Below are 13,090 nucleotides of genomic sequence, written 5' to 3'. Positions count from 1 at the left end.
CCGCCGAGGCGGCGCGCCTCGCTGATCGTGAGACGGGCGCCCTGGCGGCGCCCGTGAAAGGACGGATTGTATCAGCCTTTCTGCTTGGCCTTGAGCAGGGCCGCCCCCAGGGCGCCCACCTGTCCGCCCTGGCCGGTGTCGTTGCCGCGCCCGGCGCCCTTGCGTGGCGGCTTGCCGCCGCGGGGCTGGCGCTCGCTGCCATTTCCTTCACGTCGGCGCCGGGGCTTGTCGCCCTCCTCGCCCGGCTGGTCGTCGAGGCGCATGGAGAGGCCGATGCGCGCACGCTCGAGGTCGACGCTCATCACCTTGACCTTGACGATATCGCCGGCCTTGACCACCGAGCGCGGGTCCTCGACGAAGCGGTCGGAGAGCGCCGAGATATGCACCAGGCCATCCTGGTGGACGCCGATATCCACGAAGGCGCCGAAGTGAGTGACGTTGGTGACGCTGCCCTCGAGCACCATGCCGGGCTCCAGGTCCTTGAGGGTCTCCACCCCTTCGCGGAACTCGGCGGCCTTGAACTCGGGGCGCGGATCGCGGCCCGGCTTGTCGAGCTCGACCAGGATATCGGTGATCGTGGGCACCCCGAAGCGCTCGTCGGCGAACTCGGCGGGCTTGACCGCCTTGAGGGTGGCGCTGTCGCCGATCAGGCTGGAAAGCTCTCGGCCACTCCTCTCCGCGATGCGCTCCACCAGGGGGTAGGCCTCGGGGTGCACGGCGCTGGCGTCCAGCGGGTTGTCGCCGTTCATGATGCGCAGGAAGCCGGCGCACTGCTCGAAGGTCTTGGGCCCCAGGCGGCTGACATCGAGCAGTTGCCGGCGGCTGGCGAAGGGGCCCTCGGCGTTGCGCCGGGCGACGATGGCCTCGGCGAGTGCCGGCGAGAGGCCCGCCACCCGGGAGAGCAGCGCGCTCGACGCGGTATTGAGGTCGACGCCGATGGCGTTCACGCAGTCCTCGATCACCGCCTCCAGGCTGCGCGACAGCTGCACCTGGGAGACGTCGTGCTGGTACTGGCCGACGCCGATGGACTTGGGCTCGATCTTGACCAGCTCGGCCAGCGGGTCCTGCAGGCGACGGGCGATGGAGACCGCGCCGCGGATGGTGACATCGAGGTCGGGCAGCTCCCGGGAGGCATACTCGGAGGCCGAGTAGACCGAGGCACCGGCCTCGCTGACCATCACCTTGGCGAGCGGGCGCTTGCCGGCCCCGGGACCTGACGCGAGGGCCTTGATCAGGTCGCCGGCCAGGCGGTCGGTCTCGCGGCTGGCGGTGCCGTTGCCCACGGCGATCAATGCCACGTCGTGCTGCTTCACCAGCCTGGCCAGCTCGGCCAGCGAGGCGTCCCAGGCGTTGCGCGGCGCGTGGGGATAGATGGTGGTGTGGGCCAGGAACTGGCCGGTGGCGTCGACCACGGCGACCTTGCAGCCGGTACGCAGGCCGGGGTCGATGGCGAGCGTGGCCTTCTGCCCCGCCGGGGCGGCCAGCAGCAGGTCCTTGAGGTTGGCGGCGAACACCTCGATGGCCTCGATCTCGGCGCGCTCGCGCAAGTGGCCCAGCAGCTCGGTCTCGAGATGGGTATAGAGCTTGACCCGCCAGGTCCAGCGCACCACGTCACGCAGCCACTTGTCCGCGGCGCGGCCCGCATCGCCGCTCCCGTTGAAAATATCGAAATGCTTGGCGATGGCCACCTGGGCCGGATGAATCGGCGCCTCCTCCTCACCGGGCAGCCGGATGGCCAGGGTCAGCACACCCTCGTTACGGCCGCGGAACATGGCGAGCGCGCGATGCGACGGCGCCTTGGCGAGCTTCTCGTCGTGCTCGAAGTAGTCGGAGAACTTGGCGCCCTCGGCCTCCTTGCCCGGAATCACCCGGGCGGAGAGCTCACCCTCGCTCCACAGCCGCTCGCGCAGTCGACCCACCAGCTCGGCATCCTCGGCAAAGCGCTCCATCAGGATCTGGCGGGCGCCGTCCAGGGCCGCCTTGGCGTCCTCGACGGCGGGGATGTCGTCCTCCGCGGGACGCAGATACTTCGCCGCCTCGGCCTCCGGGTCCAGGGCGGGGTCGGCCAGCAGGGCCTCGGCCAGGGGCGCCAGGCCCGCCTCCCGGGCGATCTGGGCCTTGGTGCGGCGCTTCTTCTTGTAGGGCAGGTAGAGGTCTTCCAGGCGCTGCTTGGTGTCGGCGGCCTGGATCAGGCCGGCCAGCTCGTCGCTGAGCTTGCCCTGCTCGTCGATGGCGGCGAGCACCGTGGCGCGGCGCTCCTCCAACTCGCGAAGGTAGCCCAGGCGTTCGTGGAGCTGACGCAGCTGGGTGTCGTCGAGCCCGCCGGTCACCTCCTTGCGATAGCGGGCGATGAAGGGCACCGTCGCCCCGCCGTCGAGCAGCTCCAGCGTGGCCGAGACCTGCTGTGGACGAACGGAAAGCTCCTCGGCGAGGCGCGTGATGATGCGTCTGGTGGCGTCCATGTAACCCCTTCACTGATGCTCGAAAAACGATCGCGACAAGGTATCACAAACGCCGGGGCGAGCCACGCACGGCGGGCGCCGCTGGGGGCAGACGGCGACAGGCAACTTTAGTCCAAGCGCTTGCTCGGGTCTTGGACAGGCGAGCCCGAATCTGTCTAGAGTTCCTAGCCTCACCACCTTCTATGCCAACCATCAACAACAAGAAGGGACAGCACATGCCCACACCGACGAGCTCACCGGCGCTGGAGCGCTTCCTCGCCGCCCGCGACTTCCTGCAGGCGAACCGCGAGGACTACGACACCGCCTATCGTGACTTCCGCTGGCCGACGTTCAGCGAGTTCAACTGGGCCCTGGACTACTTCGACGTCATGGCCAAGGACAACGACGCCCCGGCGCTGTGGATCGTCGAGGAGGATGGCCGCGAGGCGCGACTCAGCTTCGACGAGATGTCGCGGCGTTCCAACCAGGCCGCCAACTGGCTGCGCTCCCTGGGTGTGGCCCGGGGCGACCGGGTGCTGCTGATGCTGGGCAACGAGGTAGCGCTGTGGGAGGTGATGCTGGCCGCCATCAAGCTCGGCGCGGTGATCATTCCCGCCACCACCCTGCTGACGCCGGAGGACCTCGAGGACCGCATCACCCGCGGCCAGGTCCGGCACCTGGTGATCGGCCATGAGCACCTGGAGAAGTTTTCCGGCCGAAAGGATGCCCTGACGCGGATCGCCGTGGGCGGTACCGCCGAGGGCTGGCACGACTTCGCCGACTCCCACGACGAAAGCGACGCCTTCACCCCCGACGGGCCGACGCCCGCCGACGACCCCATGCTGCTCTACTTCACCTCGGGCACCACCTCCCAGCCCAAGCTGGTCACCCATACCCACCAGTCCTACCCGGTGGGCCACCTCTCCACGCTCTACTGGATCGGCCTGCAGAAGGGCGATCGCCACCTCAACATCAGTTCGCCGGGCTGGGCCAAGCACGCCTGGAGCTGCTTCTTCGCCCCCTGGAACGCCGGCGCCTGTGTCTTCCTCTACAACTATGTGCGCTTCGACGCCGCCGCCCTGCTGAAGGTGCTGACGGACTACGCGATCACCACCCTGTGTGCGCCGCCCACCGTCTGGCGGCTGCTGATCCAGCAGGACCTGGCCGCTCACCGCGTCGCCCTGCGCGAAGCGGTGGCCGCCGGCGAGCCCCTAAACCCCGAAGTGATCGAGCAGGTGCGCCGGGCCTGGGGCATCACCATCCGCGACGGCTTCGGCCAGACCGAGACCACCGCCCAGATCGGCAACTCCCCGGGCCAGCCGCTCAAGGCGGGCTCCATGGGGCGCCCGCTGCCAGGCTACCGAGTGGTGATGCTGGATGCGGAGGACACGCCGGCAAGCGAGGGCGAGGTCGCCCTGATCCTGGGCGAGGAGCGCCCCGCCGGCCTGATGGTGGGCTATGCCAACGACCCGGAGCGCACGGCGACCGCCATGCAGGGGGGCTACTACCGCACCGGCGACGTGGCCAGCGTGGATGACCAGGGCTATATCACCTACGTGGGCCGGGCCGACGATGTGTTCAAGGCCTCCGACTACCGTATCAGCCCCTTCGAGCTCGAGAGCGTGCTGATCGAGCACCCCGCGGTGGGCGAGGCGGCCATCGTGCCCAGCCCCGACCCGGTGCGCAGCTCGGTGCCCAAGGCCTATATCATTCCCGCCGCGGGCCATGAGCCCAGCGCCGAGCTCGCCCGGGACATCCTCGCCTTCGCCCGGGAGCGGCTGGCGCCCTACAAGCGCATTCGCCGCCTGGAGTTCGCCGACCTGCCCAAGACCATCTCGGGCAAGATCCGCCGGGTGGAGCTGCGCCAGGCCGAAGCCGACAAGGCCGGCGACGAGCGCGGCGAGCTGGAGTTCCGGGAGGAGGATTTCCCCGACCTCAAGGGGTGAGCCCCCCTCTCGCCCCGCAGGAGCGCGCTGCATCGCGCGATACGGCGTGCTTCTAGGGCGAGCCCGGCCAGGCGCGATCGGGTCAGGCTGGCACGAAAGTGAGCGCCAGGCCGTTGTTGCACCAGCGAAGCCCAGTAGGCGCGGGTCCGTCGTCGAAGACATGGCCCTGGTGGCCGCCGCAGCGGGCGCAATGGTACTCGGTGCGGGGGAAGACCAGGAAGAAATCGACGCTGGTCAGCAGGTGCCCCTCGACGTGGTCGAAGAAGCTCGGCCAGCCAGTGCCGGAATCGTACTTCATGGCGCTTTCGAAGAGCACCAGGTCGCAGCCGGCGCAGCGGTACTCGCCCGCGCGGGTCTCCTTGTCCAGTGGGCTGGAGAAAGCCGGCTCGGTACCCGCCTCGCGCAGGATCTCGAACCGTTCGGGGGTGAGGCGCTCGCGCCATTCGGCCTCGCTGAGCTCCAGCGTCTCGAGCCCCGGGGCGCGCTGCAGGTCGGGTTTGGGACGGGCGGTGGCCAGGCCCGGCAGCAGCAGCGTTGATACGCCGGCACCGGCCAGTCCGAGGAAGTGGCGTCGTTGCATGGGTCCTCTCCGTCAGGGGCCAACAGCAGAACGGGGGAGCGGCCGAGCCGCTCCCCCGTTCAGACCCCGGTCACGCCCCGAGGTTCGACACCGCAACCGTTCAGGTCAGGCTGGGACCCGCCTTGACGATCTCGTCGCTGACGCCCTCGAACTTCTTGAAGTTGTCGACGAACTTGGCGGCCAGCTCCTGGCGCTGACGGTCGTAGGCATCCTTGTCTTCCCAGGTCTCGCGCGGGTTGAGCAGGCTGGAGTCGACCCCCGGCACCGCGGTGGGCACCTCGAGGTTGAGGCCGTCGAGGCGCTGGGTCTCGACCTCGCGCAGCATGCCGGACTGGATGGCGCTGATGATGGCGCGGGTGGTCGGGATGGAGAAGCGTGCACCGCCCTCGCCGTAGGCGCCGCCGGTCCAGCCGGTGTTGACCAGATAGACCTGAGCGTCCTTCTCTGCCACGCGCTTGATCAGCAGGTCGGCGTATTCACGCGCCGGGCGCGGGAAGAAGGGTGCGCCGAAGCAGGTGGAGAAGGTGGCGGACAGGCCCTCCGAGGAGCCCATCTCGGTGGAACCCACCTTGGCGGTGTAGCCGGAGAGGAAGTGGTAGGCCGCGGCCTCCTTGGAGAGCACGGAGACCGGGGGCAGCACGCCGGACATGTCGCAGGTCAGGAAGACGATGGCGTTGGGCTCGCCGGCGCGGTTCTCGGGCACGCGCTTCTCGACGTGCTCCAGCGGATAGGCGGCACGCGAGTTCTGGGTCAGGCTGTCATCGGCGTAGTCGGGCTCGCGACGGTCGTCGAGGACCACGTTCTCCAGCACGGTGCCGAACTTGATGGCGTTCCAGATCACCGGCTCGTTCTTCTCGGAGAGATCGATGCACTTGGCGTAGCAGCCGCCCTCGATGTTGAAGACGGTGCCCGGCCCCCAGGCGTGCTCGTCGTCGCCGATCAGGTAGCGCGCCTGGTCGGCGGAGAGGGTGGTCTTGCCGGTACCGGAGAGGCCGAAGAACAGGCAGGTCTCGCCATCCTCGCCGACGTTGGCGGAGCAGTGCATCGGCAGCACGTCGACGCCGGGCAGCAGGAAGTTCTGTACCGAGAACATCGCCTTCTTCATCTCGCCGGCGTAACGCATGCCGGCGATCAGCACCTTCTTCTCGGCGAAGTTGATGATCACGGTGCCGTCGGAATTGGTGCCGTCGCGGGCCGGATCACACTCGAAGCCGGCGGCGTTGAGGATGGTCCACTCCTCCTTGGCGGAGGGGTTGTAGGCCTCCGGGCGCACGAACATGGTGCGGCCGAACAGGTTCTGCCAGGCGGTCTCGGTCTGTACGCGCACCGGCAGGTAGTAGGCCGGGTCGCTGCCCACATGCAGCTCGGAGACATAGTGTTCCTTGCCGAACAGGTAGTCCTCGACCCGCGCCCAGAGGGCCGCGAACTTCTCGGCATCGAAGGGACGGTTGACGCTGCCCCAGTCGATCTTCGCACTGGTGGTCGGCTCGTCGACGATGAAGCGATCCTTGGGCGAGCGACCGGTGCGAACGCCGGTGCTCACCACCAGGGCGCCGTTGGCCGCCAGGCGGCCTTCGCCGCTGGCCACTGACCGCTCGATCAGTTCGGCGCTGCTGAGGTTGACGTGGGCGTGGGAAGCTTGGGGTGTGGTCATGTCGATTCCTGGGCCGTGGGCCGATTCTCTCGTGTGCCTGGCGTCGCCGGCGACGCGAAAAGCCGGGGGTAGCGTGGCGATCGGGCCCTGCGGCTAACCGCCTGTGGACCATGATCGCGCCTGAAAGCGGCGCCATTATGGCAAAAAGGACGAGGGCGGGGAACGCCATTTTTAGGCGAAATTCATGTAGTTTTTCTACAACATGCCCGGAATTCGCCACTCAACCTCGTGTGCACCGCACAACGGGCGCGCCGCCGGCGTATGCCGGGGCGCCTGCCTCGTCGTCAGTGCAGGGTGGGCGGCGGCTCGCTGGACTCGGCGAGCAGCGCCTCGACCTCCGCCACGGAGAAGGCGTAGCGGGTGTGGCAGAAGTGGCACTGGGTCTCGATGCCGCCCTGCTCCGCCAGTACGTCGCGCAGCTCCTCGGCACCCAGCGTCACCAGGGCATCGGCGATGCGCTCCCGGGAGCAGGTGCAGCCGAAACGCAGCGCCTTGGGCGGGAAGACGCGCACCGTCTCCTCGTGGTAGAGGCGATGGAGAAGCTCATCGGGAGCCAGGCCCAGCAGCTCCTCCTGCTTGACGGTAGCCGCCAGGTGCACGCAGCGCTCCCAGGCATCCAGGTCCTGGTTCTGCGACTCATCGGGCATGCGCTGCAGCAGCAGGCCACCGGCGCGTTGACCATCGGCGGCCAGCCACAGCCGGGTGGGCAGCTGCTCGGACTGGGCGAAGTAGTCGGCCAGGCAGTCGGCCAGGCTGTCGCGATCCAGGGCGACGATGCCCTGGTAGCGGTGCCCCTCGCGGGGGTCCAGGGTGATCATGATCTGCCCCTCGCCCACCAGTTCGCGGAAGCCGGCATCCTCGCCGGGGATCGCCGCGTCCTCGGCCATGCGGGCGATGGCACGCAGCTCGCCGCCGGGATTGGACTCGGCCATCAGCAGGGCCAGGGCGCCGTTGCCGCGCACCTCGATGCTCAGGGTGCCATCGAGCTTGACGGTGTCGGTGAGCAGGGCCACCGCGGCGAGCAGCTCGCCCAGCAGGTGATTCACCGCGGGGGGATAGGCGTGGCGGTCGAGGACCTCTGCGTAGGCCTGCTCGAGGGTGACGAGCTCGCCGCGCACATTGGTGTTGTCGAACAGGAAGCGCTGGATCTGGTCGGTCATGGGTCTCGTGTCTGGACGTGAAGTTGGGCGCATTCTAGCAAAACGCTCAAAGCTTTGACGGCGGCAGGCGCTTCTCACCAAAGCTATTGTAGATAGCTTGTCGATCGGGGCTGATCTGGCGACAAGCCTTCGAGGAGGCGCTGTGAACCCTTCCCTGGGCGCTACCGACGCCATCCCTGGCGTAGGACCTCCTCTACGACTTGTCCCCAGCGCCCCTTGGTTCCTATAGCCCTTCGCTTCTCATCAAGCGTGCTTGGTTCGAATTCCCTTCCCCGGCAGGCGCTCGCGGTCGTGGGGGCGCGAAAGCTCGAGGATGGGGCCGTGGGGCACGATCCGCGTGGGATTGATGGTGTCGTGGCTGTAATAGTAGTGGCGTTTGATATGGTCGAAGTCCACGGTCTCCTTCACGCCCGGCCACTGGTAGAGCTCGCGCAGGTAGTTCGAGAGGTTGGGGTAGTCCTCGATGCGCCGCAGGTTGCACTTGAAGTGGCCGTGGTAGACGGCATCGAAGCGAATCAGGGTGGTGAACAGGCGGATATCGGCCTCGGTGAGCCACTCGCCGGCCAGGTAGCGATGCTCCGCCAGGCGTGCCTCCATGCGGTCAAGCGCCTCGAAGAGCGCCACCACGTGCTTCTCGTAGACCGCCTGCTCGGTGGCGAAGCCCGACTTGTAGACGCCGTTGTTGATGTGGTCATAGACATCGGCGTTGATCGCCTCGATGGTCTCGCGCAGGTCCTCGGGGTAGAAATCGAGGCGATTGCCGGTGAGCTCATCGAAGGCGCCGTTGAGCATGCGCAACAGCTCGGCCGACTCGTTGTTGACGATGCGCCCTTCCCGCTTGTCCCACAGCGCCGGCACCGTGACCCGGCCGGTGTAGTGCGGATCGGTCAGGGTGTAGAGATCGCGGTGGTAGGCCACGCCATTGATGGGGTCACCGCTCGAGCCCTCATCCTGATGATAGGTCCAGCCCTGGTCGAGCATCAGGGGGCTGACGTGGGAGAGGCCGATCAGGTCATCCAGCCCCTTGAGCCGGCGCAGGATCATGACGCGGTGGGCCCAGGGGCAGGCCAGCGAGACGTAGAGGTGGTAGCGCCCCGCCTCGGCGGACAGCCCCGGCTGGCCATCGGGGCCCGGGCCGCCGTCGTGGGTGACCCAGTCGCGAAGCTGCGCGGACTCGCGCACGAACTCGCCGCCGTGCTTGTCGGTGTCATACCACTGGTCGTGCCACTTGCCATCGATCAACAGGCCCATGGGGATCCTCCTCGGAGTGGCGGCCTTCGCCGCCTTTTGAACAGTATGCCCCTAGCTTAGTGCGAAACAATCGACGCTTCAGCGCATATTCTGGGCGCTTTCATTCGATAGCGTCGAATTCATCCTCGCCCGTGCCGCGCTGCGCCTCCATGGTCAGGGCCTCGGCCAGGAAACGGGTCGCCGGCCCGGCGCGGTCCTGATCACGATGGATCAGCTGCACGGGGATCTCGCGGATCCCGCCGGCGGTGAGCGGCAGCGGCCGGAGGCGCCCGGCATCGAGTGCCTGGCGAATTCGCGTCTCCGGCAGCCAGGCGAAGCCGAGGCCGCGCTCCAGCATATCGATGGAGGTCTCCAGGTGGCTCAGGGTCCAGCGCTGCTCGGCCTTGAGCCAGCCCGCATCCATGGATTGACGCAACGCCGAGTCACGCACCACCAGCTGGCGGTGCTGCACCAGGTCGCGCAGGTCCAGCGGCCGACCCAGCCGATGCAAGGGGTGGTGCGGATGGGCGACCGCCACGAAGCGCACGGTGGCCAGCGGCTCGCCCAGGAACCCCTGGGCCGAGAGCCCCGAGATCACCAGGTCGGTGCTGGCGTCATAGAGCATCTCGATGCCGCCGTTGAGCACCGTCTCGTGGAGCTGCACGCGCACATGGGGGTAGGCCGCGGAGAAGGTGGCCAGTGCCCGGGCCAGGGCATCGGGGGGGAATACCTGATCCACCGCCAGCACCACCTCGGCCTCGAGCCCCTCGGCGAGGCTGCCGGCCACCTCCTCCAGGGCCGCCGCGCTCTCGATCAGCTGACGCGCGCGTCTCAGCAGAAGCTCACCCGCCTCGGTCAGGCGCACCTGGCGGCCTGCCGGCTCCAGGACACGCACGCCCAGCTGCTCCTCCAGCTTGTGGACCGCGTGGTTGAGGGTGGAGGGACTCTTGTGGATCGCCTCGGCGGCACGCGCGAAACCACCGTGATCGACGACCGCCGCCAGCATCTGCCACTGGGTCAGGGTGACACGGGACATTTCGAACTCCTCGAATGAACAAAGCGAAACTATGCGCTTAAGTTTCGAAAAAACCGACCTAAAATACCAGCCATGGCACCACTATCCCACGAGGCAATCACCATGAGCTCCCCACAACTCCGCCGGGTCCAGCAGCTGCAGCCGAGCCGCCCCAGCCAGGACGGTGACGGCGTCAAGATTCGCCGCATCCACGACTTCGGCGGCGGCCTGGATCCCTTCCTGATGCTCGATGAGCTGGGCTCCGAGCGAGCCGACGACTATATCGGGGGCTTCCCGCCGCACCCTCACCGCGGCATGCAGACCCTGACCTATGTGGTCCACGGCGGGCTGACCCATGAGGACCACCTGGGACACTCCAGCACCATCCGCTCCGGCGATGCCCAGTGGATGCACACCGGCCGCGGCATCATCCACTCTGAGATGCCACTCACCGACAGCCAAGGCCTGCAGGCCTTCCAACTGTGGATCAACCTGGCCGCCAGCGAGAAGATGAGCGCCCCCGCCTATCGCGACGTGCGCGACGCCGAGATGCCACGGCTGGGCGACCTGGCTGCCAACGCCAGGGGCAGCGAGCTGACGGCCCTGGGCGGACGCTGGCAACGCGACGACGGCGAGAGCGTCGAAGGGCCGCTGGATGCCCTGGCCGGCCAGGCTGGCGTGGCCCATGCCCGCCTGGGGGCGGGGAGCGAGCTGACCCTGCGGGTCGATGCCCCGACCCTGCTGGTCTATGTGTTCGCGGGCGAGCTCGACATCGGCGAGACCCGGGTACCGGCCGGCCAGCTGGCGCGACTGGGCTCGGGCAACCGCCTCGCGCTCTCCAGTGCCGAGGGCGCCGAGGCGCTGCTGCTGGCGGGCACTCCCCACGGCGAGCCCATCGCCCACTACGGGCCCTTCGTGATGAACCACCAGCACGAGCTGGAACAGGCGCTGCGCGACTATCGCGACGGCAGCTTCGCCGACGGTACGGCCTGAGCACCGCCCGGAGGTCGACCGGGGGTTGCAATCCCCGGCCGACTTCGTTCCAATGGATACTTAGAAAACAGCGTTCACCTCCCCCTCTGCCACCCGCGGCACGGCCACCATGGCCGCCCGGGGCGGCACAACTGTGCATGCGTACAGCCTAGGCAGCACCCCCATCATGGGTTATGGTTCAGAGGCCTTTTTCTACCTTTATCTATATTCACTGGCCTTTATCCATGCTGCGAGTCCTCCATTCGCTGCCCCGCACGCACAAGTTATTGCTGTTACCGGTCGCCACCATGGTCACCGTGCTGGGCGCACAGAAGATCTTCACCACCTACCAGGATGTCCAGCGCGACTCCCGGTCGCTGGAAACCGTCGTCATTCCCCTCGACGCCGACGCCACCTCCCGCCTGCCCTCGCTGAGCCTTCAGCGCGGTCCCGTGGGTGACGCCATCGAACTGGCCAACCAGGCCCTGGATGCCACGCGACAGCGTGTGCCCATCACCCAGCTGAAGGTCAGCGAGGTGGTCGACCTCGAACTGATCGATGAGGCCGGCGCCGCCGGCGCAGGCACCACCCCTCCGCTGCTGGCCCGCCCCGCCGAGGACGCCTCGCCGGGTGGCGACAGGCCCCTGATGATGGCCAAGGTATCGACCGGCGGCACCCTGGACGAGCAGGCGGTGCGAATCGCCAGCGAGATCGCGGCTCGAGACGCCGGCGGGCTGGATCGCGGTGCCCTGCATATCGCCACGATGATCGGCACCATCGGCAGCGGCATGCTCGACCACGATGGCAGCCTGGTGGCCGACGCCACTTCCTACGAGGAGATTCCCGAGGGCGAGCTAAGCATACTCGACGACGTCCCGGTGCTTCTCGAGCGGGAAATCGCCGCGCGGGAGCCCTATATCCCGGAGTGGGAGACCTACACCGTCGCGCCAGGCGACGCCTTTACGCGCACGGCTCAGGAGCACCTGGGACTGGGCTATAGCGAGGCATTGGCACTGCTGGAGCAGCTGCCCGACCGGAACCTGCTCGAACGCTGGCAGGTCGGCAGTCGCCTCGACTACCAGCTGGACGAGGATGGCAAGCTGCTGACCCTGCGCATGATGCGCGACGCCCGCAGCGGCTTCGTGGCCGAGCGCGGCGATAACGGCTTCGAGGTGGCCAGCATCGAGCGCACCGGCGAGGCCGCCCAGCGCCTGTTCGCCGGCACCGTCAGCGGCAGCTTCGCCCGCTCGGCCCAGGCCACCGGCCTCTCCAGCACCGAGGTCTCGCGCCTGACCCACGTGCTGGGCAAGAAACTCGACTTCCGCCGCGACACCCGTCGCGGCGATCGTTTTCAGGTGCTGGTCGAGTCCGACGTGATCGACGGCGAGAGCTTCGATCCGCGCATCCTGGCGGTTCAGTACGAGGGCGAGCGCACCGCGCTGACCCTGGTGCGCAACAGCGCCGACAACAACTTCTACACGCCGGAGGGCGAGAGCCTCGACCCCGCCTTCAATCGCTACCCCTTCGAGGGGCGCTACCGGCTGAGCTCCAACTTCAACCCGCGCCGCAAGCACCCGGTGACCGGGCGCATCAGCCCGCACAAGGGCACCGATTTCGCCATGCCGATCGGCACGCCGGTCACTGCCCCCTCGGACGGCGTGGTCGAGTCGGTGCGCAGCCACTACGCCGCGGGCCGCTACGTGGTGATCCGCCACGACAACGGCTACCGCACCCGCTACCTGCACCTCTCCAAGCCGCTGGTGAGCCGCGGCGAGCGGGTGACCATGGGGCAGCGCATCGCGCTCTCCGGCAACACCGGCCGCAGCACCGGACCCCACCTCCATTATGAGGTGCTGGTCAGCGACAATCAGGTCGACGCCATGAAGGTCAAGCTGCCGGAGAACAAGAGCCTCGCGGGCGATCGCCTGGTGGCCTTCCAGCGCGAGGCCGAGCCACTGCTCGCCGCCCTGCAGTCCGGCGAGGTCGGGCCGGTGGTGGCCAGCACCGGCGAGAGTGATCCCGACGAGGAGGCCGACGAGGGCTGATCTCGCTTCGCGCCGTCCCTGCTGTTCCGCTGCGCCCCGCCTTCGTG

Annotated in this window: 9 protein-coding genes; 3 read left to right on the top strand and 6 right to left on the bottom strand. The window is 68.1% G+C overall.

The window, feature by feature from the left end; translation table 11 throughout:
* Positions 1 to 71: 71 nt before the first annotated feature.
* The gene (locus RAN53_RS04505) at positions 72 to 2,462 is read right to left on the bottom strand and encodes a Tex family protein (RefSeq protein ID WP_305795620.1); all 2,391 of its coding nucleotides are present in this window, start codon (positions 2,460 to 2,462) and stop codon (positions 72 to 74) included.
* A gap of 215 nt (positions 2,463 to 2,677) precedes the next feature.
* Between RAN53_RS04505 and RAN53_RS04500 the strand changes: the two genes are divergently transcribed.
* Positions 2,678 to 4,387: an AMP-binding protein gene (locus RAN53_RS04500; RefSeq protein WP_305795619.1), complete on the top strand. Its 1,710-nt coding sequence runs from the start codon at positions 2,678 to 2,680 to the stop codon at positions 4,385 to 4,387.
* Positions 4,388 to 4,469: 82 nt separating this feature from the next.
* On the opposite strand, the gene msrB is transcribed toward RAN53_RS04500, so the two are convergent.
* From msrB to RAN53_RS04475, 5 genes are all read right to left on the bottom strand, one after another.
* The gene (gene msrB / locus RAN53_RS04495) at positions 4,470 to 4,967 is read right to left on the bottom strand and encodes a peptide-methionine (R)-S-oxide reductase MsrB (RefSeq protein ID WP_305795618.1); all 498 of its coding nucleotides are present in this window, start codon (positions 4,965 to 4,967) and stop codon (positions 4,470 to 4,472) included.
* A gap of 100 nt (positions 4,968 to 5,067) precedes the next feature.
* Positions 5,068 to 6,621: a phosphoenolpyruvate carboxykinase gene (locus RAN53_RS04490; protein ID WP_305795617.1), complete on the bottom strand. Its 1,554-nt coding sequence runs from the start codon at positions 6,619 to 6,621 to the stop codon at positions 5,068 to 5,070.
* Between the two features lie 284 nt (positions 6,622 to 6,905).
* Positions 6,906 to 7,781: an Hsp33 family molecular chaperone HslO gene (hslO, locus tag RAN53_RS04485; protein ID WP_305795616.1), complete on the bottom strand. Its 876-nt coding sequence runs from the start codon at positions 7,779 to 7,781 to the stop codon at positions 6,906 to 6,908.
* Between the two features lie 243 nt (positions 7,782 to 8,024).
* Entirely contained in the window at positions 8,025 to 9,032 is a 1,008-nt protein-coding gene (locus RAN53_RS04480) for a glutathione S-transferase family protein (protein WP_305795615.1), read from the bottom strand.
* Between the two features lie 100 nt (positions 9,033 to 9,132).
* Positions 9,133 to 10,047, bottom strand: a complete 915-nt coding sequence (locus tag RAN53_RS04475; protein ID WP_305795614.1) for a LysR family transcriptional regulator — start codon at positions 10,045 to 10,047, stop codon at positions 9,133 to 9,135.
* A 102-nt stretch (positions 10,048 to 10,149) separates the two neighbouring features.
* On the opposite strand from RAN53_RS04475, the gene RAN53_RS04470 reads away from it, so the two are divergent.
* Both RAN53_RS04470 and RAN53_RS04465 read left to right on the top strand, forming a co-directional pair.
* The gene (locus RAN53_RS04470; protein ID WP_305795613.1) at positions 10,150 to 11,019 is read left to right on the top strand and encodes a pirin family protein; all 870 of its coding nucleotides are present in this window, start codon (positions 10,150 to 10,152) and stop codon (positions 11,017 to 11,019) included.
* Between the two features lie 224 nt (positions 11,020 to 11,243).
* Entirely contained in the window at positions 11,244 to 13,043 is a 1,800-nt protein-coding gene (locus RAN53_RS04465; RefSeq protein WP_305795612.1) for a peptidoglycan DD-metalloendopeptidase family protein, read from the top strand.
* Positions 13,044 to 13,090 lie beyond the last annotated feature (47 nt).

It is taken from the genome of Halomonas sp. SSL-5 (assembly GCF_030708455.1).
Lineage (GTDB): Bacteria > Pseudomonadota > Gammaproteobacteria > Pseudomonadales > Halomonadaceae > Halomonas.
This window is presented reverse-complemented; position numbering and strand designations above follow the sequence as displayed.